Consider the following 21,576-nt stretch of genomic DNA (forward strand, 5'->3'; position numbering starts at 1 on the left):
AGAATTCACCTCTACCGGGTGATTTTTATTTCCCTGATACGACACAGTTAATCTATTTAATGGATCATTTAATTCTATGGATAAAAAACATATTAAAAATCAGATTTTCTCATGCAATGAGACAACGGCAATAATCCACTCCCCTTTAGCTAAAATATCGGCGTTTATTATTCTTACCTGCGGCGTTTCTGGCAGCACCTCCGTTCTGGCCGAATACGCGGAATTGGTTAGCGGTGATCAGGTTGTTAGAACAGGAGATGTTATTGATTCAGGCGATCGGCAAGCAGTGGAAAATGGCGGTAAAAGCCAAGACGCGACAATAAATCAACGGGGCGTACAAATTGTTCGCAAACACGGTACAACATATGGAACGACTATAAATAAGGATGGAGTCCAGAGCCTGTATGGCAATGGAATCGCCGACTTCACCACCATTAATCCCGGTGGAGAACAAGAGATTGGGTTCAGAGGTCTGGCTAAAAAAACCAAAATAAACGGCGGCACACAAACAATCCATGATGCGGGATTTTCCGCATATGCGGTGATCGAGCAAGATGGAACGCAGTCTATCCAAAATGAAGGGTTAGCCTACGGTACGACCATTGAAAGCGGAAATCAGCATGTGGCAAAAGGAGGTACAGCCGCTCACAGCACGGTAAAAGGCCGCGGCAGACTGAACGTAAGCGCCGGTGGCCGGCTTACGGGTAAAACACTCATCCTTGAACAGGGAACGTTAAACTTTACAGCCGAAAGCTCAGAGGATGTTTTACGCAATGACGGGCAACTGATATTTCAACGCGATGATTACACTCTGGATTTTGGCTTAGGCGGGAGCGGCTCCAGCGCTGTGGTACAAAATAGTCCCGGCAACACATTAACCCTGACCCAACCGAGCCACTACTTCTCGGAAACAATAATCAAGCAAGGTACCGTTAAAGCCGCAGAAAAACATGTACTCAGCCCAAACTCTCAGTTTGCAATCCATTCTAATGCGACTCTGGACTTAGGCGGTTTTGATCAAAAGCTTATCGCCCTAAATAATAACGGGACAGTCAATTTCGGCCATTCAGATAAAAGGGGGACGACATTAATCGTCACCGGTGACTACAGCAGTCACTTTGGTCTGTTGCACATGAACGCGACGTTGGCAGGCGACAGCTCCCTTGGCGATAAGCTTATTGTGGAAGGTAATACGTCAGGCCATACGTACGTACAGGTGAACAATCTGGGCGGCAGTGGCGCAAAAACGCTTAATGGCATTGAGTTAATTACTGTAGCGGGCATGTCTGACGGTGTATTTGTTAAAAACAGCCGTATTGTGGCAGGCAGTTATGAATATGACTTACACAGAGGTTCGGGGGATAACCAATCGAATTGGTATCTCAGTAGCAACATGACTGATGACCATACGATAGGAGTCGACGACGTCGAAGCTGAAGAAAGTAGCCTCGATACCCCGCTGGCCCCCATTCCCACACTCACCGATGACGATGAGCTAATCGATGACAATGAGCTAACGGACGAAGAGCCAGAAACAAGCAGCCCAGACACCCCGCACGTTGTCGATCCTGAAATAAGTGTCTCTGAAATAAATGATAATGATATTGACGCATTACCTATCACAGATCCGGAAATAAACAATCCCAATACCACTCCCGTGTCAGAGATACCCAGCATTCCCGCCGGGTCTGATGCAGATCCTGATGTGGATACGAATGTCATGACCTTACGCCCGGAAGCCGCAGCCTACGGCGCCAATCTGTCTGCAGCGAATAATCTGTTTATAACGAGTCTGAATGACCGTTTAGGCGAAACACACTACACAGACGTACATACGGGAGAACGGAGAGCCACCAGCATGTGGCTGCGTAATGAAGGCGGACACCAACGCACCCGCGAATCGCAGGGGCAACTGAGCAGCCTGACTAATCGCTATGTTGTGCAACTGGGAGGCGATATTGCCCAATGGAGTGATAATGCCTGGGGGCATTTCCGGTTGGGGATTATGGCTGGTTACGGCAACAGCAAAAGTAAAACCGAATCCCGAGTCTCCGGTTATAACGCTCGTTCCTCCATCGACGGCTATAGCACCGGTTTATACAGCACTTGGTATGCCAACAGCGAAGAAAAAAGCGGTTTGTATTTAGACAGTTGGGTCCAATATAGCTGGTTTAACAACAGTATTAGCGGGCAGGAACTGGCAACCGAAAGGTACAAATCCAAAGGTCTGACCGCATCAGTGGAAAGCGGTTATACCTTCAAGCTCGCGGGAAACATGGCCAGAAATGCCGCGTACTTTATTCAGCCCAAAGCACAAATGATCTGGATGGGCGTCAAAGCCGATGAACACAAAGAGGAAAACGGCAGCTATATATCCGGTGTCGGTCAGGGGAACATCCAAACCCGTCTGGGGGTGAAAGCCTTTATGAACGGCTACAGCGATTTGGATAAAGGTAACAATAGGATTTTCCAACCTTTTATCGAAGCCACCTGGCTCCACAATACCAAAAGCTTCGGTACGACCTTGGATAGCATGACGGTACAACAGAGTGGAACAGCCAATATTGGCGAGCTGAAATTGGGCGTTGAAGGTCACATCAGTGAAAAGCTTGGCCTGTGGGGGAATGTTGGCCAGCAGATAGGTGGACAGGGATATAGCGATACCGCCGTCATTTTAGGCGTCAAATATCAATTTTGATCCATGAGTCACTCATCAACATTCTGGTAATCAAACCAATATCGGTTGTTCAGTATAGAACTCTCTAATCAGCGGCAATAAAAATGGGTGGCCTTGGCCACCCATTTTTTACGTTCTAACTTATCAGATAATCGCGCGCTTATTCAGCCGCCTGATCTTCCTGTGAACGGTATTTGTCAGCGGTTTCTTTTAATAATTGCTGCAATTCGCCACGTTGATACATTTCGATCATAATGTCGCAGCCGCCGATTAACTCACCGTCGATCCACAGCTGTGGGAAAGTTGGCCAGTTAGCGTATTTTGGCATTTCAGCGCGAATATCCGGGTTTTGCAGGATATCCACATAGGCAAAACGTTCACCACAGGCAGACAGCGCCTGTACAGCCTGAGCGGAAAAACCGCAGCTAGGCAATTTAGGCGAGCCTTTCATGTACAGCAGGATTGGGTTCTCTGCTACCTGGCGCTGAATTTTTTCAATCGTTGTCATCTCTTGCTTCCTCAAGCCATATTATGGCTAACACTGACGTCATTGCGCTTAGCCGTAATAACAATCTATTTGTTGCGTTCAGGTTATTGTAACGACTGTGGCGCCCCGAATAAAACGCCATTTTTTGCAGGGTTTTATCACATCGCGCCTATCTGAATAGGCTCCGCTACATAAATACTCATTGAGAATAACATTTTTACTTCAGCAAATTCAGGAATATCTTTTATAGCCCCCGATTCCAGGATGAAAGCTAACACTATGACAAATGGTTATTTATGACGCATTAGCTGCATAAAAAGGCGGCAATTGACAAGCCATTAACGTTTTCTCACAAAATCTATTAGAATCATATAGCTCTCCGCTTTTTTATACGGCGAGTTTCAGCAATACTGTGAGTCTTCCATCATCCATTTCAGGGTCAAGGTTGGTAGCGTTATTATGCGTTTATTCTTCACGCTCTTTGTGCTGCTGTTTACCCAGCTATTTTTAAATCTGGCACATGCTTCGCCGCAGGCGCGCGTATCTGCCGACCAGAAAAAAAGCCATGTGAGTCAGGCTAGCCCTGACGATCGCAAAAAACGGAAAGTCGATAATAAAAGCAGCAGTAAGAAAGTTAAGCCAGTGACCCAAATTAAAAAGAAAGTTACGGCTAAAACCGCGGCTAAATCGACGACGGGTAAAGTAAGCAAAACCAAAACAACCGCCAACGCGAAAACCTTAACCCAAAAGAAAAGCGTTACGGCTAAAAAAAACGTTACCCGTAAAGAAACGAAAGTGGCTTATGGGCGACATCGAAATAGCACGAGCAAAAAAGCAGCGGCAGAATTACTCGCGAATAACAAACTAAAACTCAGTCCGGCACATAAAAAGCGCTATCAGCACGCCAAACAGACGGCGATGAGTAAGCTGATGAAACAAGTTGGGAAACCCTATCGCTGGGGGGGATCTTCGCCGAATACCGGGTTTGACTGTAGCGGACTCATTTATTATGCCTACAAAGATGTGGTCAGAATAAAAATGCCGCGCACCGCGAATGAAATGTACCACCTGCGCGATGCCGCGCCGGTTAAACGCGCAGAGCTGGAAAGTGGCGATCTGGTGTTCTTCAATATTGCTAATCGCGGCGTCGCCGATCACGTTGGAGTTTATTTAGGCAACGGGAAATTTATCCAGTCTCCGCGTACCGGCGAAGAAATTCGCATCAGTATGTTAGATAACGATTACTGGCAAGGCCATTACGTTGGGGCGCGCCGCGTCGTGACCCCTAAAACTATTCGCTAAAACTATTTGCTAAACGTACTCGTTAAAATCATGCTCTCAAACTTTCGCTCCGCCGGTTTATTGGCCGTCGGAGCGTTTCTACCCGGCTCTCAGCCCCTGTGTTCCACCAATCGAATAACCCATCGCCAATCACTTTAACTCTGTGTGGTTAAACCTGGTTTTCCAGTGGGAAATTGATAATATTGATACCCATAACAACTATATGACAATTATTTATCCGCTCGTCGCCACCGGGATCGCCCTGGCGCATCCGGTGATTTGATGGGCAAACACCCTGAGTCATCCCGAAAGGAGAAAGCAATGTCTTTTGAATTACCTGCACTGCCTTATGCAAAGAACGCCCTTGAGCCTCATATCTCGGCAGAAACGCTGGATTATCACTACGGCAAGCACCACAACACCTACGTGGTAAACCTGAATAATTTGATTAAAGATACCGAGTTTGCTGGTCAATCGCTGGAAGAGATCGTAAAAACCTCCACTGGCGGTATCTTCAATAACGCCGCTCAAGTATGGAATCACACCTTCTACTGGAACTGCCTGGCGCCAAACGCCGGTGGCGAACCGAAGGGCGCAGTAGCCGAAGCGATCGCCGCATCTTTTGGGTCTTTCGCGGAGTTCAAACAACAGTTTACCGATGCTGCCGTGAAAAACTTTGGCGCGGGTTGGACCTGGCTGGTGAAAAAACCGGACGGCTCGCTGGCGATCGTGAGCACTTCTAATGCAGCAACGCCGCTAACCACTTCGGATAAACCATTGCTGACTGTCGATGTGTGGGAGCACGCTTACTATATCGATTACCGCAATGCGCGGCCGACTTATCTGGAAAACTTCTGGGCGCTGGTTAACTGGGCGTTCGTAGAGAAAAATCTGGCCTGATTAGCTGGCTAATATCAAGGGCGGATAACGGCTCCGCCCTTCTCGCTCAAAATCTGTACAGCTCTAAAACAGTCAGGGTTTAGTTCATTACCGCTGTAAAGCTAAAGATCATAATCACTGCCAACGAACCAATAGTAGTAATCAATGACATTTTCAGATCAGTATCCATATAAACTCCTCAGTCGGTTAATTTGGGTGGATAAAGGCACATAGTTAGTGTGTAAAACGATTTTCCCACAGTTCGAGAATAAAATCTTGTTATCATTACTCACTTTATAACGTTGATTAGATCTTTCACTTTTTCTTTAAATCGGCCAAAATCCGCAGTTCATTACTGCGTACCGACCAATAACGCCTAAAAACCCCTTTCAGACTAGCGCGCTGACGAAAATAACCAGCGGAACTGATGATATCTGTCTGAAAGGGTTCGAACAACGCAGGCAAACGATTAACATAATACTTACCTGCTGTAACAGGTCAGTTTAGGAGTCATTCTTTTTATGGCAACGATTAAAGATGTGGCCAAACGCGCGGGCGTTTCCACCACCACCGTTTCGCACGTCATCAATAAAACACGTTTCGTCGCCGAAGACACCAAGGCCGCCGTGTGGGCCGCCATTAAAGAGCTGCACTATTCGCCCAGTGCCGTCGCACGAAGCCTGAAAGTCAATCACACTAAATCGATTGGTTTGCTAGCCACTTCCAGCGAAGCACCCTATTTTGCGGAAGTGATCGAAGCGGTAGAAAATAGCTGCTATAGCAAAGGCTATACGCTGATTTTGTGTAACTCTCATAATAATCTGGATAAGCAGAAAGCGTATCTGGCTATGCTGGCGCAAAAACGCGTCGACGGTTTGCTGGTAATGTGTTCCGAGTATCCAGAGCAACTGTTGGGCATGCTGGAAGATTATCGCAATATTCCGATGGTAGTCATGGATTGGGGCACCGCGCGCGGCGATTTTACCGACTCCATTATTGATAATGCCTTTGAAGGCGGTTATTTGGCTGGCCGTTATCTGATTGAACGCGGTCATCGCGATATTGGAGCCATTCCGGGGCAACTGGCTCGCAATACTGGCGGTGGGCGTCATCAGGGCTTTATCAAAGCGTTGGAAGAAGCCAATATTAAACTGCGTGATGAATGGGTGGTTCAAGGGGATTTTGAACCGGAATCCGGTTATAAAGCCATGCATCAAATCCTAACGCAGAAACATCGCCCAACCGCGGTATTCTGCGGCGGCGATATTATGGCTATGGGCGCTATTTGTGCTGCCGATGAATTAGGTTTACGCGTTCCGCAGGATATTTCGGTGATCGGATATGACAATGTGCGAAATGCGCGCTATTTCTCACCGGCACTGACCACTATTCATCAGCCAAAAGAACGTTTGGGCGAAAGCGCCTTTGCAATGTTGCTGGATCGCATTGTCAGCAAACGTGAAGATCCCCAAACCATTGAAGTACATCCAAAACTGGTTGAACGCCGTTCTGTTGCTGATGGTCCTTTCCGCGATTATCGTCGTTAAAACCGCTGTGGGAAGCCGTTTAGCCCGTTGAAACGGCTTCCCGCGTGTTTTCTACACCGTCCCCCGCTCGCAGCCATTCGGCATTCAGCGTTTCCGTATCCCCAAGGTACTCCAGCAGCCACGCCATAGCGGGCGAATGGTTGTTTTGCTCCCAGCTCAGGCAGCAAGGGCTATCTGGCAAGGGCTGAGCCAGCGTAATAATCACCAGTTTCCCCTGTTTGGCCAGCGGCTCGACGCGATGCGCCGGAACCATACCAATACATAAACCGTCACACAGACAGTCAATGCCCGTTTGCCAATCCGGTGCCACCAGCCGTCGCTGGTTGTCCAGCGTCCAGGTATCGCGCTTCGGCAGATTACGGGCAGTGTCCTCAATGCAGAGCGAAGGGTAAGGCCGCAGCTGATCGTCGGTCAAAGGGCCGCTCTGAGATGCCAGCGGATGAGTGGCACTGACCACGCAGTGCCAGTTCATAAACCCCATATCACGGAAGGTAAAGCGCCCACCGACTGGCACCGCACGCGTCGCACCAATAGCCACATCGGCACGACCATCCGCCAGCGCATCCCACACGCCGTTGAATACCTCAAAATGCACCCGCAGTTCGATATCGGGGAAATGACGATAAAAATCCAGCACCAACTGACGGCTGCGTAACGGCTTCACAATAATGTCGATAGCAATATCCAGATGGCCGCGCCAACCGTTAGCGACCTGCTGACATTGACGACGCGTATCAATCATTTTTTTGATAACAGTTCGCGCTTCTTTAATAAACAGCGCTCCCGCTGCCGTCAGTTCCACATCGCGGTGTCGTCGTTCAAACAGTGGCACTGCCAGCCATGTCTCGAGTTGTCTGACCGTATAGCTGACGGCAGAAGGCACGCGATGCAGTTCTTGTGCAGCAGCGCTAAAACTACCGGTTCTGGCAACCGCATCAACCACTTCCAATGAATATTCCGACCACATTGCCTTGCCTTCAATTATTTTCACACCAGTATGCAAATATTACCGTTTCACAGGGGAATAGCCAGCCGGATAGAATGCCCCCCGCATTAATTCTCCTGCAAAGATAACCTGCTTTCGGATTGTAGCCAGGCGGCAACGCCGCGAATCCCAAGGAACCGAGCCACTAAGTGACTGGGGTGAGCGAAGGTAGCCAACACCGCTGCGGTTCGAAAGATAACGGGTATACAGATAAACGAGATAAATAACGAAAATGAAAACATCCACTAGCTTTATGTTCTACCTCGCCGGTCTGAGCATGTTGGGATACCTTGCCACGGATATGTACTTACCCGCTTTTGGCGCCATGCAACAAGATTTGCAGGCTTCGGCTGGCTCGATCAGCGCCAGTTTGAGCATTTTTCTCGCCGGATTTGCCATTGCACAATTAGTCTGGGGACCTTTATCCGATAAATTGGGGCGGAAACCTGTGTTGTTGCTCGGTTTAAGTCTGTTTGCCTTCGGCTGTTTGGGAATGGTTTGGGTGCAAACGCCGGTACAACTGTTAGCATTACGTCTGGTTCAGGCCGTGGGAGTTTGTTCCGCTGCGGTGACCTGGCAAGCGCTGGTGATTGACCGTTATCGCGATGGCAAGGCCAATCGGGTCTTTGCCACTATTATGCCTTTGGTCGCCCTTTCTCCTGCGTTAGCACCCCTGCTGGGCGCCTGGTTACTGAACCACTTTAGCTGGCGCGCCATTTTCGTGGTGCTATTGGCGATTACTCTGCTGCTGTTGATTCCGACTGCTTTATTAAAAGAAAAGCAAAAGAATGCGCAAAGTAGTGAGAGCGAGAAAGATAATCTTAACTTCTGGCAGATTATTAAATCGCCGCTATTCAGCGGAAACGTGATGATTTTCGCCGCTTGCAGCGCTGGTTTCTTTGCCTGGCTAACCGGCTCACCCTTTATTTTGGGCGATATGGGCTATAGCCCGAATGTGATTGGCCTGAGCTACGTCCCGCAAACCCTGGCTTTCTTGCTGGGTGGTTACGGCTGTCGCAGCGCACTGAATTACATGAAAGGCAATACTCTGTTACCGTGGCTTCTGGTTGGTTACGCTTTAAGCATGATCGCCCTGTATCTGGTGGCGACCCTAACAGAACCTAACCTGCTGACTTTATTAATTCCATTCTGCGTGATGGCGCTGGTCAACGGTGCCTGTTACCCGATTGTGGTGTCAAATGCATTAATTCCTTTTCCCAATAACACCGGGAAGGCCGCTGCATTGCAGAATACCCTACAGCTGGGAACCTGTTTTATTGCCAGCATGTTGGTGTCAGCCTTTATTACTCAACCGTTATTAGCCACCGTGACCGTCATGGTGTTGACGGTATTATTTGCAGCGCTGGGTTATTTCATACATTTATATGCCACAAATAAGGATGACTCTGATAATCAAAGAGAATTAATCTCAGAGAGTCATCATTCCTAAGGGAAATTATTTCAGCCTTTCTAACGCGCCGAGACAGATTTATTATTGAGAAACCTTTCCGGCGCGCCTATACTCGATCCCAGTTATAAATAAAGCCGTTAGAAAAAAGTCATATTAGTTTCATATTTTGTACACGTTGATCGCGTTACATTTATCCTTAAGGATGAGTGAACCTAGTGCCAAACGCAGTAGATTTACTTCTTAATCTTCCTCTGTCCGTAGTTGGATATCAGACACCAAGGTAGCCAATACCTATTCGGTATGCGCCTGCAATTTTTTCGTTTATTGCGGGACATCAGTCAGAAGAAAGTGATGGAGAAACTATGAGTTCATCCTGTATAGAAGACCAAAGTATTCAAGAAAATCCGTGGTATCGCATTGTGAATGAAATGTTGAGCCAGGCCGATATTGAAATCAATGGTTCAAGACCTTTCGATATTCAGGTTCATAATCCTGATTTCTTTAAGCGCGCATTGCAGCAAGGCTCGCTGGGACTCGGGGAAAGTTATATGGACGGATGGTGGGACTGTGAACGACTGGACATTTTTTTCCAGCGCGTGCTACGAGCCGGTCTGGAAAAGAAACTCCCCCGCCATTTCAAAGATACCTTACGCGTCGCAACCGCCCGCCTGACTAACCTGCAATCGAAAAAACGCGCCTGGATCGTCGGCAAAGAACATTACGATCTCGGTAACGATCTGTTTAGCAGAATGCTAGACAGCCACATGCAATATTCCTGCGGATACTGGAAAGACGCCGCCAATCTGGAACAAGCGCAGGAACATAAACTGCGCATGATCTGTGAAAAACTGCGGCTGAAACCCGGCATGAAACTGCTGGATATCGGCTGTGGCTGGGGGGGATTATCCGCTTTTGCCGCCCGTCATTATGGCGTTTCCGTTCAGGGCGTCACCATTTCTGCCGAACAGCAAAAACTGGCGCAAGAGCGCTGCGCCGGACTGGATGTCACTATCCTGCTGCAAGACTATCGAGATTTGCATCAACAGTTTGACCGCATTGTTTCCGTCGGTATGTTCGAACACGTTGGGCCAAAGAACTATCCAACCTATTTTGAAGTCGTCGAACGCAATCTAAAACCCGATGGTCTGTTCTTGCTGCATACTATTGGCGCGAACCGTAGCAATCTGAGCGTTGATCCGTGGATTGACCGCTATATCTTCCCTAACGGCTGCCTGCCTTCGATTCGACAAATTGCCGACGCCAGCGAGTCGCGGCTCATTATGGAAGACTGGCACAATTTTGGCGCTGACTATGATCGCACGCTGATGGCGTGGTACGAAAAATTCCGCGCCGCGTGGCCAGTTTTGTCTGAAAAATACTCGGAACGATTTGAGAGAATGTTCAGCTATTACCTGAATGCCTGCGCCGGTGCGTTCCGCGTCAGAGATATTCAGCTATGGCAGGTATTGTTTAGCCCGCGCGGCGTTGATGGCGGTCTCCGCGTTCCTCGCTAACGTCTGATTCACGGGATCAAAAAAAGGGATACGGCCAAGGCTGTTATCCCTTTTCTTTTTTTCAGGCCGATTAAAGCAGCATTTGCTCCACAGCGCGGCGCTTGCTTCGATTCAGCGCTGTAATGTTAAGATTGCGCTTTAGCCGCCATGTCACTGGCCAAATGCGCCGCCGCGCCGGCGATATCCCGCTGAGCCAATATACGTTCTACCGTTTCGACCACCGCCTGGGTTTGCGGATCGATTTCAATATTGACGGTCTGCCCCAAACGTTTTTTGCCCAAAGTGGTGCGTTCCAGCGTTTCCGGAATCAAATGCACGCAGAAACGTTTCCCTTCTACTTCGCCAATGGTCAGGCTGATGCCGTCGATACCGATAAAGCCTTTGTGCAACACGTATTTCATCAAATCTTCACTTGGCATACGGAACCAGATCTGGCGATTATTTTCAGACGTGTAGATTTTGGCAATCTCGGCGGTGCAGGTAATGTGGCCAGACATCAGGTGCCCACCAATTTCATCGCTGAATTTAGCCGCGCGCTCCAGATTCACCATATCGCCAACCTGTAGCTGACCCAAATTGGTAATGCGCAGCGTTTCTTTAATCAAATCAAAGCTGACCAAATCGCCTTCCACCTTGGTCACCGTGAGGCAGCAACCGTTGTGAGACACAGATGCGCCTAAAGCCAGCTCTGGCAACATATCCGTAGGGAATTTGATGACGTGGGTGCGAAAATTGGCCTTTTCATCGATGGCCACAACTGGCGCGGTGGCCTTAACAATACCAGTAAACATAGGCAATGCCTCTTATTCGTTATCTATAGCGAGGAAAATTATCTTGATTGACCTCAGTTTGCCCTAGAAAAACCGGAAAACCAATTCGCGAAAGGTAAAAATCTGCAAGGTTATCTACTTCGTTGATAATAAGTTACAAATGATTGCTTAAGCTTTTAGAGACGGTACAATATTTGCCCTCAAGGACGATATTTTATCATCGTAACTATTAGCCTGCTTAATCCCAACATTATTAGAAAGGTGTGTACTTGCAAAAGTATCTAACAGAAGTCCGCTGCTTATTAGCGCTGGCTATTCCGGTGGTGATCGCCTCGGTATCCCAAACTGCCATGGGGGTGGTCGATACTATTATGGCCGGCTCGGTCAGTGCCACCGACATGGCGGCCGTCGCCGTCGGTACCTCAATCTGGCTCCCCGTTATCCTGTTCGGTCACGGCCTGCTCTTGGCATTAACGCCAACCGTAGCTCAATTAAATGGCTCAGGTCGCCGTGACCAAATCGCTCATCAGATTCGCCAGGGCTTTTGGCTGGCGTCGATATTATCGGTGCTGATTATGACTCTGCTGTATCACAGCGACCATGTCATCACCCGAATGCATAACATCGATCCGGTCATGGCAGAAAAAGCCGTGGGCTTCTTGCACGCGATTCTGTGGGGCGCGCCGGGTTATCTGTTCTTCCAGGTTTTGCGTAATCAGTGTGAGGGATTATCCAAAACCAAACCGGGGATGGTGATTGGTTTTCTTGGCCTGCTGGTCAATATCCCCATCAACTACATCTTCATCTACGGTAAGTTTGGCGCACCGGCGCTGGGTGGCGTGGGCTGTGGCGTGGCGACCGCCAGCGTGTACTGGGTGATGTTCCTGATGATGCGTTGGTATGTGACCAAAGCCCGTTCACAGCAGGATATCAAGCTGGAAAAAGGCTTCGCACCACCGGATTGGCATGTAATGAAACGCCTGAGCGGCCTCGGTTTGCCGATTGCTCTGGCGCTGTTTTTTGAAGTGACGCTTTTTGCCGTCGTGGCGCTGTTGGTCTCCCCCTTGGGGATTGTGCCGGTAGCTGGACATCAGATCGCACTTAACTTCAGCTCACTGATGTTTATGTTACCCATGTCTCTCAGCGTAGCGGCAACGATTCGCGTAGGACATCGTTTGGGCGAAGGCTCTGTTGCAGCCGCGCAGGTTTCGGCTTATACCGCCATCGCCGTCGGCCTGTGTCTGGCGATGATGACGGCGATATCGACCGTGATATTCCGCGAACAAATCGCCCTGCTCTACAACAAATCGCCGGAAGTGGTGATTATGGCGTCTCATCTGATGCTACTGGCGGCAATTTATCAGCTGTCTGACGCGGTACAAGTGATCGGCAGCGGCGTACTTCGCGGCTATAAAGATACCCGTTCTATCTTCTTTATCACCTTTACATCTTATTGGGTGTTAGGTTTGCCGAGCGGCTATATTCTAGCCCTGACCGATTATGTGGTCCCGGCGATGGGGCCAAGCGGTTTCTGGACCGGTTTCATTATCGGTCTGACCGCTGCGGCGATTCTGATGACATTGCGAATTCGTTGGCTGCAAAGGCAACCCGCCGAGTTTATTTTGCAGCGTGCCGCACATTAAACTCGTCGCAGTTATGATTCGGGAAATAAAGTTCTAAAAAAACCTGCGCCGGGTTATTCCGCCCGGTGCAGGAAAATCCGAATCAAAGCTGGAGAAAAAAACGTCGCAATGAGCGAAAGCTCAGCAATCGCGTGAAATTACGAATAAAATTGCGTTTTTCTCCTTGCCAGAGGACGGGCTGCCCGTTAATATTCGTCCCCGCCGTCACCTTTGATGGCCGGTAATAATCGATGCGTCCGTAGCTCAGTTGGTTAGAGCACCACCTTGACATGGTGGGGGTCGGTGGTTCGAGTCCACTCGGACGCACCAACATTATTATCAAGCATTGGCAGTAGATTGAATGATATGCGTCCGTAGCTCAGTTGGTTAGAGCACCACCTTGACATGGTGGGGGTCGGTGGTTCGAGTCCACTCGGACGCACCATTCAAACATCAGATTGACAAGATTATTCAGTGCGTCCGTAGCTCAGTTGGTTAGAGCACCACCTTGACATGGTGGGGGTCGGTGGTTCGAGTCCACTCGGACGCACCAAATCTTGATTCTTACCGCGCTTTCTCATTCATTCTTCTCATTCTCAACCGCTATTCTCATGACCCGCAAAATGCTTCAATTCGTTTTTCCAAGTTCCTGACGATCCAGCGCATTCACCTCGATTTTATTCGCTGTATAGCCCCTAATGTCACATAAAATTTACACTCTGTATGCTTAATCACTGACTGTTGCGCAACAAATCGCGCCGAGCGCCTCAGTTTGCGCTACATTTGCGTGATTTTTATCAAAACTGGTGATGAGAATTTGATTTTCATTTCATTTCCGGTCACTTACGCCGTATAATACGAACCGTCGTTTCAGTTGAATGGTTTCAGCATCTTGATCTATAGATACGCTAAAAAAATACAACTCCTCAATTGGCTGTCGCAGACAGGCCCAGCGCGAAGTCCTGCGCAAAAGTTTTCCGCTCGATCTCTTCAACTGTCACCTATTCTTAGTATTGTTTCATTACACCAGACACGCCCCACATTCCGTTCCGTCAGCCTAGCTGGCGGATTCTTTCGCTTTTTATCCATCACAACTTGTAGAAAAATCCGTCATGAAAAAGACTAAAATTGTTTGTACTATCGGGCCAAAAACCGAATCTGAAGAAATGTTGACCAACCTGCTGAAAGCAGGAATGAACGTCATGCGTTTGAACTTCTCCCACGGTGACTATGCTGAGCACGGTCAACGTATCAAAAATATCCGTGCGGTTATGGAGAAAACCGGTCTGAAAGCGGGCATCCTGCTGGACACCAAAGGCCCGGAAATCCGCACCATGAAACTGGAAGGCGGTAAAGACGTGGCGCTGGTTGCTGGCCAGACCTTCACCTTCACCACTGACCAGAGCGTGATTGGTAACAACCAAACTGTCGCCGTTACCTACGCTGGCTTCGCCGCTGACCTGAAAATCGGTAACACCGTGCTGGTTGATGACGGTTTGATCGGTATGGAAGTGATTGAAGTCACTGAAAGCACTGTCGTTTGTAAAGTACTGAACAACGGCGATCTGGGCGAAAACAAAGGCGTTAACCTGCCGGGCGTTTCCATCCAACTGCCTGCACTGGCTGAAAAAGACAAAGGCGACCTGATCTTTGGTTGTGAGCAAGGCGTTGACTTCGTTGCGGCTTCCTTTATTCGTAAACGTTCTGACGTGCTGGAAATCCGTGAGCACCTGAAAGCCCACGGCGGCGAACACATTCAGATCATCTCCAAAATTGAAAACCAGGAAGGCCTGAATAACTTCGACGAAATTCTGGAAGCGTCTGACGGTATCATGGTTGCTCGTGGCGACCTGGGCGTTGAAATCCCGGTTGAAGAAGTTATCTTCGCGCAGAAGATGATGATCGAGAAATGTAACCGCGCGCGTAAAGTGGTCATCACCGCCACCCAAATGCTCGATTCCATGATCAAAAACCCGCGCCCTACCCGCGCAGAAGCCGGCGACGTAGCTAACGCCATTCTGGACGGTACCGACGCAGTGATGCTGTCCGGTGAAAGCGCCAAGGGTAAATACCCGCTGGAGTCCGTGAGCATCATGGCGACCATCTGTGAGCGTACAGATCGCGTTATGCCTAGCCGCATCGAATCACTGAACGACAACCGCAAAATGCGTATCACCGAAGCCGTTTGCCGTGGTGCAGTTGAAACCGCAGAGAAACTGGGTGCTCCGTTGATCGTCGTTGCAACCGGCGGCGGCAAGTCAGCCAAGTCGGTACGTAAATACTTCCCAACCGCGACTATTCTGGCGCTGACCACCAATGAAGTGACTGCGCGTCAGTTAATTCTGACCAAAGGCGTTATCCCTTCCGTCGTGAAAGAAATTGCTTCTACCGATGATTTCTACCGTATTGGTAAAGAAGCGGCATTGGCAAGCGGTCTGGCGCAGAAAGGTGACGTAGTCGTGATGGTTTCTGGTGCACTGGTACCAAGCGGCACGACCAATACTTCTTCAGTACACGTTCTTTAATCCAACTCGGGTTGTTCTGCTGAATATATTTAAACGCCGCTTATTACAGCGGCGTTTTTCTTTTATCTTTTTGTTCCCGTCCTTTCTCAAAAAACATTTAATCCCACCCCGGTTACAGGCTGTTTTATAAATAAGACTTGTCCCATGGAGTACATTGGTTTTGTTTTTATTTTTTAACGATTTTTTAAAACCAGACGCTTCTTTGAGCGAACGATCAAAATAAAGCTCATTAACATAAAAAATTTATTCTCTTTCGAAAAAAGTTTGTGTAATACTTGTATCGCTACATGGAGATTAACTTAATCTAGAGGGTGTTAATAATGAATCGTACTAAACTTGTACTGGGCGCGGTAATTCTGGCTTCTACTATGCTGGCTGGTTGTTCAAGCAATGCTAAAATTGATCAACTGTCTTCAGACGTTCAGACTCTGAACGCTAAAGTTGACCAACTGAGCAACGACGTGAACGCAATCCGTTCTGACGTTCAAGCAGCTAAAGACGATGCAGCACGTGCTAACCAACGTCTGGACAACCAAGCTCACGCTTACAAGAAGTAATATTACTTCAATGAAAAATGGCGCACATTGTGCGCCATTTTTTTTACCCCGAACAATCCCCTCACCTTCGTCATTTGCACTTTATCCTTATCCGGTAAGTCGATTTATTTATCTGCTGGAACAATGAAAGCATCCTTGCTTTCATCTTGTCCCGCAACGTCGAGGCGTTTATTTGCGGTGATTAGTGGGACTCAGAATAGATTGGGCCTGGCTGAGTAAGCTTAGGGATAGTCTGTTCTTCAGCCTGTGACGCTTCCAGAGGGGCTACAGCAGCCGGAGCGGCATCAGAGGCTACCATTCCTTTGCTGGCTAATACTGGCATCCCAGAACGGCGTACAATCGCACTTTCAACCACTGCGGTATCTGTCTCGCCATCGGCCATAAAGGCTTTCACACCGGCACTCAGCGCGATTGGCATGGTTTGCGGATCGTCATTGTCTGTACGGGACAGCGGCTGGTGAACTTCTACGTAGCGTTTACCGTCCGGTTCAACAGAATATTTGATCGGCTCATTGATAATCTGTACGCGGGTGCCTTTAGGTACCGAGTTGAACAGCGCCTGAATATCGTCAGGACGCAGACGGATACAGCCAGAGCTAACGCGCATGCCGATACCGAAGTTAGCGTTGGTACCGTGAATCAGGTACTCACCGGCACCGGCAGACAGACGCATCGCAAACAGACCCATAGGATTTTCCGGACCGGCAGGAACAACGGCCGGTAAAGTCACGCCTTGCGCCAGATAGTGCTTACGAATATTCGCCGTTGGCGTCCAGGTTGGATTCGGGATTTTCTGACTGACGGAGGTCGTCATAATTGGGGTGTTACGCCCTAACTGGCCGATACCGATTGGATAAACGATGACTTTATCCTGACCTTTTGGATAGTAGTACAGACGCAGTTCTGCCAGGTTAATCACAATGCCTTCACGCGGGGTGTCTGGCAGTATCATTTGCGTTGGAATGGTTAACACTGAACCCGGCTTAGGTAAGTACGGATCGGTGCCTGGGTTGGCTTCCAGCATACCCAATAGACCGATTTTATAATCGGCAGCAATAGCCTCCAGCGGACGGCCATCGTTTGGAACGGTAAAGGTAGTATTTTCACCAATAAGACGACTATTGGCCGGTGGCAGAGGATATTCAGTTGCATTGGCCGCAGTGATACTGCCTGCCATACAGGTGGCGAATAACATACCTATCAAAGTTAATGCACGTTTCATGCTTAGTTCCTACATCACTTCTTCAAATTCGGTTTATACGGCGAGCTAGTTCGTGTGATTTTCATAGCCAATAATTGGCAAAACTATACTAACAGTAATGATTCTAAAGGCAATTTATTTCTCTAAAAATCAAGGTGTTAGAAATTAATTTTTCTTTGCCTTTTTCGCCCCCCAGACAAGATTTAACCTGCTGAAATATCACCGTTTTAACACTGTGACTGACTTCGCAAAAATATTTTTATAACAATTATGGGTGAATAGATTAATAAATGATTAAGAAGGTTCTGAGAGGCAGACACGCTGCCTCGGAAGAAAGGTCACTCAGACTAATAATGATGCTTTATTACGAATTGCGCGAATCATTGCTTCCAATCCCTGGGATCGAGATGGCGTTAAATGCTGGCTTAGAGCCAAATCGGCAAAATAAGGGCGAACGTCCAGATCGATAATTTGCTGCGGAGTTAACCCCTGATACAGAATAAAGACGACCGCAACTAACCCTTTTACGATAGTCGCATCGCTGTCACCGGCAAAATGAATAGTGCCCTGCTCGGTCAAGGTCAAGGTCATGCTGATCCACACCTGGCTCTGGCAGCCGCTAATCAGGTTTTCTGGCTGGCGCTCGGTGTCGCTCAACGGCGGCAACATAGCGCCCAATTCGATCACGTACAGGTATTTTTCTTCCCAATTATGGCAGCGGGAAAAATTGCGAATCAATTTTTGCTTATCTGGCAACGTGGCCATGGAGAGGCTTCCTAATACGGTAAAAAATAAAGCTGACCAAGACGCTAGCCAGCTTTGATAACGGCAACGCTCTGACCAACAGGCGCTGCGGAGTTTGGCTTTACTTAGCCTAGCAAACGCTTGACCCGTTGTAACCCCGCCACCAGCCGGTTGATATCCTCTCGGCTGGTATAAACCGCCAGAGAAGCGCGGCACATGCTCGGAACGCCGTAGTGCTGCATCAATGGCATCGCACAGTGATGGCCGGTACGAATGGCAATCCCGTACTGATCGAGAAAACTTCCTACGTCAAAGGCATGATGTTGCCCCAGATTAAAGGCAATGACTCCCGCCCGTGACGCTGGACCGTACATGATTACCCCTTCAACCTGCTGCAGTGCTTCGACGGCGTAGGCCATCAGCTCATGCTCGTAGCGCTGTATGTTATCCAGCCCCAGTTCGCTCAGGTAGCTCATTGCCGCGCCTAACCCCATCATACCCGCGGTGTTCGGCGATCCGGCCTCAAAGCGCCCCGGCGCATCAGCGTAGGTGGTTCCTTCGGTCAGGCTGACGGTTTTAATCATCGCCCCACCGCCTTCCCACGGCGGCATTTGCTGCAACAGTTCGCTTTTTCCGTACAGAATACCAATACCGGTCGGTCCATACAGTTTGTGGCCGGAGAAAGCATAAAAATCACAGCCCAGTTTCTGTACGTCCACCGCCTGATGCATCACCGCCTGAGCGCCGTCCACCAGCACCAGCAAACCGGCGGCCTTGGCCGTTGCCACGATTTGCTCAATCGGGTTAACCGTACCCAATACGTTGGAAACGTGAGTCATGGCCAGCAAACGAGTCGTATCATCGATCAGGTGCGGTAGAACGCTCAGATCCAATTCGCCGCTCGCGGTAATCGGCCAGACGCGAATTTCAATGCCGCGCTCCTGAGCCAGCATCTGCCAGGGAACGATATTCGCGTGATGCTCCATTTCGGTGATGATAATACTGTCACCAGCTTTGAGGAAATGTCGCCCGTAGCTGTTTGCCACCAGATTAATAGCTTCGGTGGTACCTTTCACAAAAACGATTTCATCCGGCGAGTTGGCATGGATAAATTCTGCCGCCTGGCAGCGGACTTGTTCCATCGCCTGAGTCGCCTCAGCGCTGAGGGTGTGAATTCCCCGATGCACCGCCGCATAGCCGCTGCGGTAAAACTCTAGCTCGCGCTCAATCACCGCATTGGGTTTCTGCGCGCTAGCCGCGCTGTCCAGATAGGCCAGCGGCTGGCCGTTGACTTCCCGGGCAAGCAATGGAAAATCGGCGCGAATGCGTTCCAGCGGGTAACTCATAGTTGTTCTCTCATCATTATTCTCCCGCCAGACGCTCGGCAATCCGCTCCATCACCAGTTTACGGATGGTTTCGTTGCTCATCGCTTCGGTCAATTCCGCAGCGAAAGCAAAGATAATCATTTGCTGAGCATCGGCCTGACTGATACCGCGGGACTGTAGATAGAACAGCTGTTCGGCGTCAATCCGCCCGACGGTCGCACCGTGGCTGCACTTCACGTCATCGGCGTAAATTTCCAGCTGCGGTTTGGTGTCCACCTCTGCCAGTTTGCTCAACAACAGGTTGTTATTGGTCATCTGACCGTCGGTTTTCAGCGCGTGCTGTGCCACCTTGATCATGCCGTTAAACACGGCCTTGCCCCGCTCCCGCACCACGGTTTTATGTAGCTGACGGCTTTCGCAATAGCCTTTATTGTGTTCCAGATAGGTTCGGGTATCACAAACTTCGCGGCCAATAGGTAACAGCAGGCTGTTCATCGATAAACTTGCGCCCTCGCCGTTAAGCTGGGCGCTGGTGTTATGGCGAGTCAGACCGGCACCCAGCAAGAAACTGTAGCTTCTGGCGCGAGCGTCACGTCCCATCACCACGTCATTATGAGCAAAGTGATAGCTTTGCGGCGTTTCAAAGGCCAGCTTGCAGTGGCTCAGTTGGGCATTGTCGCCGACAGAAATGGTCAGCCGCGCGCCGGTAAAGTGAGGCAAATCATTCAGGCTGACATAATGCTCGACAATATCAGCCTGAGTATTCGCTTCCAGCATCACATGGTGGCGATAGTGGCTGGTATTCACCAGCTCAGTATCTGCACCAGAGCTGATATGCAGCAGATATAGCGGTTTTTCCGCCTGTTTTCCCGCTGGCAGACGAATCACTGTGCCCTCCTGCGCCAGACTTTCCGTCAGATGCAGGAATACCTCAGATTGCACCGGGGCAGGCAATTCGGAGGCAGCAGTCAGTGGGCTAACCAGATAAACACCGAATTCGGTATCGCTCAGGCTGGCGTCGAAACGGCCGTCCACAAAGACCAGACGATAGGCGTCTAGCGGCAGCGCCAGCGCGGTTAACTGCTGTGAGCTAACCTGTGTCTGAGCAAAGCCAAAACGTTGTTCAAGCAAGTGGTTAATCGGCGTATATTTCCAGTCTTCATGCTTTGCGGTTGGGAAACCCAACCTCTGAGCCTGCTGCCAATGGCTATCGGCACGCCCACCGCGAGCGCCTTGCTGTACCAATTGACTCAGTTGCTGCAGTACCGTAGCACTGTTCTGATGCGGGTTATTACTGTTGGTCGGTAAGCCAGCCATAGCCTTGCTCCTCCAACTGTTTGACTAGCGAGAAGTCACCGGACTTGATAATTTTGCCCTGATACAGCACGTGTACGAAGTCGGGCTTCACGTAATCCAGAATACGTTGATAGTGGGTTACGATGATGAAAGCACGTTTTTCATTGCGTAGAGAGTTCACCCCGTTCGCCACGATTTTTAACGCATCGATGTCCAGACCGGAGTCGGTTTCATCCAGAATGCACAGATCTGGCTCCAACGCCGCCATTTGCAGGATGTCATTACGTTTTTTCTCACCGCCGGAGAAACCAACGTTCACCGAACGAGTCAGCAAATCTTCCGGCATCTTCAACAGTTCAATTTTTTCTTCAATGAAATCGGAAAAATCGAAGCGATCTAAAGGTTCTTCTTCACGGTATTTACGTACCGCATTCACGGCCGTTTGCAGGAAGAAATGGTTACTGACACCGGGAATTTCTACCGGATACTGGAACGCCAGGAAAACCCCTTCACCGGCGCGTTCTTCCGGATCCAGCGCCAACAGATCCTTACCTTTAAAGATCACTTCGCCTGCGGTGACTTCATATTCTTCACGGCCGGCCAGCGTGGCGGACAAGGTACTTTTACCCGAGCCGTTCGGCCCCATGATGGCATGAACTTCACCGGGTTTGATTTCCAGATTCAGGCCTTTGAGGATCTCGTTGCCTTCTACGCTGACTTTTAAATTCTTGATGCTTAACATGCTGTTTCCTTT

At 49.3% G+C, this 21,576-nt stretch carries 18 protein-coding genes and 3 tRNA genes; 12 read left to right on the forward strand and 9 right to left on the reverse strand.

What is annotated here, in order from left to right:
* Positions 1 to 76: 76 nt before the first annotated feature.
* Positions 77 to 2,698: an autotransporter outer membrane beta-barrel domain-containing protein gene (locus tag PL78_RS05920; protein ID WP_064513961.1), complete on the forward strand. Its 2,622-nt coding sequence runs from the start codon at positions 77 to 79 to the stop codon at positions 2,696 to 2,698.
* A gap of 139 nt (positions 2,699 to 2,837) precedes the next feature.
* Here PL78_RS05920 and PL78_RS05925 read toward each other — a convergent pair whose 3' ends face one another.
* A complete protein-coding gene (locus PL78_RS05925; RefSeq protein WP_064513964.1) occupies positions 2,838 to 3,185 on the reverse strand; it encodes a Grx4 family monothiol glutaredoxin in 348 nt (115 codons plus the stop codon).
* Positions 3,186 to 3,623: 438 nt separating this feature from the next.
* Between PL78_RS05925 and PL78_RS05930 the strand changes: the two genes are divergently transcribed.
* Both PL78_RS05930 and sodB read left to right on the forward strand, forming a co-directional pair.
* The gene (locus PL78_RS05930; RefSeq protein ID WP_064513966.1) at positions 3,624 to 4,466 is read left to right on the forward strand and encodes a C40 family peptidase; all 843 of its coding nucleotides are present in this window, start codon (positions 3,624 to 3,626) and stop codon (positions 4,464 to 4,466) included.
* 300 nt (positions 4,467 to 4,766) lie between these two features.
* On the forward strand, positions 4,767 to 5,345 hold the full coding sequence (sodB, locus tag PL78_RS05935; RefSeq protein WP_064513968.1) for a superoxide dismutase [Fe]: 579 nt from the start codon (positions 4,767 to 4,769) through the stop codon (positions 5,343 to 5,345).
* A gap of 79 nt (positions 5,346 to 5,424) precedes the next feature.
* Here the strand turns inward: sodB and cydH are convergent, their stop codons facing one another.
* Entirely contained in the window at positions 5,425 to 5,514 is a 90-nt protein-coding gene (cydH, locus tag PL78_RS20165) for a cytochrome bd-I oxidase subunit CydH (RefSeq protein WP_120805555.1), read from the reverse strand.
* A gap of 331 nt (positions 5,515 to 5,845) precedes the next feature.
* Here cydH and purR point away from each other — a divergent pair, with 331 nt between their 5' ends.
* The gene (purR, locus tag PL78_RS05940) at positions 5,846 to 6,871 is read left to right on the forward strand and encodes an HTH-type transcriptional repressor PurR (RefSeq protein ID WP_049600138.1); all 1,026 of its coding nucleotides are present in this window, start codon (positions 5,846 to 5,848) and stop codon (positions 6,869 to 6,871) included.
* A gap of 19 nt (positions 6,872 to 6,890) precedes the next feature.
* Here the strand turns inward: purR and punR are convergent, their stop codons facing one another.
* Complete coding sequence (gene punR / locus PL78_RS05945) at positions 6,891 to 7,838, reverse strand: DNA-binding transcriptional activator PunR (RefSeq protein WP_064513970.1); 948 nt, start codon at positions 7,836 to 7,838, stop codon at positions 6,891 to 6,893.
* A gap of 250 nt (positions 7,839 to 8,088) precedes the next feature.
* Between punR and punC the strand changes: the two genes are divergently transcribed.
* Together punC and cfa are read left to right on the forward strand one after the other, a co-directional pair.
* Positions 8,089 to 9,306: a purine nucleoside transporter PunC gene (gene punC / locus PL78_RS05950; protein WP_064513972.1), complete on the forward strand. Its 1,218-nt coding sequence runs from the start codon at positions 8,089 to 8,091 to the stop codon at positions 9,304 to 9,306.
* A 323-nt stretch (positions 9,307 to 9,629) separates the two neighbouring features.
* Positions 9,630 to 10,781: a cyclopropane fatty acyl phospholipid synthase gene (gene cfa / locus PL78_RS05955; RefSeq protein ID WP_064513974.1), complete on the forward strand. Its 1,152-nt coding sequence runs from the start codon at positions 9,630 to 9,632 to the stop codon at positions 10,779 to 10,781.
* 125 nt (positions 10,782 to 10,906) lie between these two features.
* Here cfa and PL78_RS05960 read toward each other — a convergent pair whose 3' ends face one another.
* Entirely contained in the window at positions 10,907 to 11,572 is a 666-nt protein-coding gene (locus tag PL78_RS05960; RefSeq protein WP_064513976.1) for a riboflavin synthase, read from the reverse strand.
* Positions 11,573 to 11,820: 248 nt separating this feature from the next.
* On the opposite strand from PL78_RS05960, the gene PL78_RS05965 reads away from it, so the two are divergent.
* The 6 genes from PL78_RS05965 (at position 11,821) to PL78_RS05990 (ending at position 16,255) form a co-directional block, all read left to right on the forward strand.
* Positions 11,821 to 13,194: an MATE family efflux transporter gene (locus PL78_RS05965; RefSeq protein ID WP_064513978.1), complete on the forward strand. Its 1,374-nt coding sequence runs from the start codon at positions 11,821 to 11,823 to the stop codon at positions 13,192 to 13,194.
* 232 nt (positions 13,195 to 13,426) lie between these two features.
* Positions 13,427 to 13,503: transfer RNA gene (locus PL78_RS05970), tRNA-Val, on the forward strand.
* A 38-nt stretch (positions 13,504 to 13,541) separates the two neighbouring features.
* Positions 13,542 to 13,618 (forward strand) — tRNA-Val (locus tag PL78_RS05975).
* A 31-nt stretch (positions 13,619 to 13,649) separates the two neighbouring features.
* Positions 13,650 to 13,726: transfer RNA gene (locus PL78_RS05980), tRNA-Val, on the forward strand.
* A gap of 559 nt (positions 13,727 to 14,285) precedes the next feature.
* On the forward strand, positions 14,286 to 15,698 hold the full coding sequence (gene pykF, locus PL78_RS05985) for a pyruvate kinase PykF (RefSeq protein ID WP_049600123.1): 1,413 nt from the start codon (positions 14,286 to 14,288) through the stop codon (positions 15,696 to 15,698).
* Positions 15,699 to 16,018: 320 nt separating this feature from the next.
* Positions 16,019 to 16,255, forward strand: a complete 237-nt coding sequence (locus PL78_RS05990; RefSeq protein WP_005165631.1) for a major outer membrane lipoprotein — start codon at positions 16,019 to 16,021, stop codon at positions 16,253 to 16,255.
* A gap of 181 nt (positions 16,256 to 16,436) precedes the next feature.
* Here the strand turns inward: PL78_RS05990 and PL78_RS05995 are convergent, their stop codons facing one another.
* The 5 genes from PL78_RS05995 to sufC form a co-directional block, all read right to left on the reverse strand.
* Complete coding sequence (locus PL78_RS05995) at positions 16,437 to 17,477, reverse strand: L,D-transpeptidase family protein (protein ID WP_064513980.1); 1,041 nt, start codon at positions 17,475 to 17,477, stop codon at positions 16,437 to 16,439.
* 321 nt (positions 17,478 to 17,798) lie between these two features.
* Positions 17,799 to 18,221: a cysteine desulfuration protein SufE gene (gene sufE, locus PL78_RS06000; protein WP_064513982.1), complete on the reverse strand. Its 423-nt coding sequence runs from the start codon at positions 18,219 to 18,221 to the stop codon at positions 17,799 to 17,801.
* A 104-nt stretch (positions 18,222 to 18,325) separates the two neighbouring features.
* On the reverse strand, positions 18,326 to 19,546 hold the full coding sequence (gene sufS, locus PL78_RS06005; RefSeq protein WP_064513983.1) for a cysteine desulfurase SufS: 1,221 nt from the start codon (positions 19,544 to 19,546) through the stop codon (positions 18,326 to 18,328).
* A gap of 16 nt (positions 19,547 to 19,562) precedes the next feature.
* Positions 19,563 to 20,843 (reverse strand): Fe-S cluster assembly protein SufD, encoded by a 1,281-nt coding sequence (gene sufD, locus PL78_RS06010; RefSeq protein WP_064513985.1) that lies wholly within the window; start codon positions 20,841 to 20,843, stop codon positions 19,563 to 19,565.
* Positions 20,818 to 21,564: a Fe-S cluster assembly ATPase SufC gene (sufC, locus tag PL78_RS06015; protein WP_064513987.1), complete on the reverse strand. Its 747-nt coding sequence runs from the start codon at positions 21,562 to 21,564 to the stop codon at positions 20,818 to 20,820. Before sufC ends, sufD begins: the two co-directional genes overlap by 26 nt.
* Between the last annotated feature and the right edge of the window lie 12 nt (positions 21,565 to 21,576).

Origin of the sequence: Yersinia entomophaga, assembly GCF_001656035.1 — a bacterium.
In the GTDB taxonomy this organism is placed as follows: Bacteria; Pseudomonadota; Gammaproteobacteria; order Enterobacterales; family Enterobacteriaceae; genus Yersinia; species Yersinia entomophaga.

What these genes read in the sequence shown, in the direction of transcription:
- PL78_RS05960 (WP_064513976.1), bottom strand. Translation starts at nt 11,572, where the DNA reads ATGTTTACTGGTATTGTTAAGGCCACCGCGCCAGTTGTGGCCATCGAT.
- pykF (WP_049600123.1), top strand. Translation starts at nt 14,286, where the DNA reads ATGAAAAAGACTAAAATTGTTTGTACTATCGGGCCAAAAACCGAATCT.
- punR (WP_064513970.1), bottom strand. Translation starts at nt 7,838, where the DNA reads ATGTGGTCGGAATATTCATTGGAAGTGGTTGATGCGGTTGCCAGAACC.
- cydH (WP_120805555.1), bottom strand. Translation starts at nt 5,514, where the DNA reads ATGGATACTGATCTGAAAATGTCATTGATTACTACTATTGGTTCGTTG.
- sufD (WP_064513985.1), bottom strand. Translation starts at nt 20,843, where the DNA reads ATGGCTGGCTTACCGACCAACAGTAATAACCCGCATCAGAACAGTGCT.
- PL78_RS05925 (WP_064513964.1), bottom strand. Translation starts at nt 3,185, where the DNA reads ATGACAACGATTGAAAAAATTCAGCGCCAGGTAGCAGAGAACCCAATC.
- PL78_RS05990 (WP_005165631.1), top strand. Translation starts at nt 16,019, where the DNA reads ATGAATCGTACTAAACTTGTACTGGGCGCGGTAATTCTGGCTTCTACT.
- PL78_RS05920 (WP_064513961.1), top strand. Translation starts at nt 77, where the DNA reads ATGGATAAAAAACATATTAAAAATCAGATTTTCTCATGCAATGAGACA.
- purR (WP_049600138.1), top strand. Translation starts at nt 5,846, where the DNA reads ATGGCAACGATTAAAGATGTGGCCAAACGCGCGGGCGTTTCCACCACC.
- punC (WP_064513972.1), top strand. Translation starts at nt 8,089, where the DNA reads ATGAAAACATCCACTAGCTTTATGTTCTACCTCGCCGGTCTGAGCATG.
- PL78_RS05995 (WP_064513980.1), bottom strand. Translation starts at nt 17,477, where the DNA reads ATGAAACGTGCATTAACTTTGATAGGTATGTTATTCGCCACCTGTATG.
- sufE (WP_064513982.1), bottom strand. Translation starts at nt 18,221, where the DNA reads ATGGCCACGTTGCCAGATAAGCAAAAATTGATTCGCAATTTTTCCCGC.
- PL78_RS05930 (WP_064513966.1), top strand. Translation starts at nt 3,624, where the DNA reads ATGCGTTTATTCTTCACGCTCTTTGTGCTGCTGTTTACCCAGCTATTT.
- sufS (WP_064513983.1), bottom strand. Translation starts at nt 19,546, where the DNA reads ATGAGTTACCCGCTGGAACGCATTCGCGCCGATTTTCCATTGCTTGCC.
- cfa (WP_064513974.1), top strand. Translation starts at nt 9,630, where the DNA reads ATGAGTTCATCCTGTATAGAAGACCAAAGTATTCAAGAAAATCCGTGG.
- sodB (WP_064513968.1), top strand. Translation starts at nt 4,767, where the DNA reads ATGTCTTTTGAATTACCTGCACTGCCTTATGCAAAGAACGCCCTTGAG.
- sufC (WP_064513987.1), bottom strand. Translation starts at nt 21,564, where the DNA reads ATGTTAAGCATCAAGAATTTAAAAGTCAGCGTAGAAGGCAACGAGATC.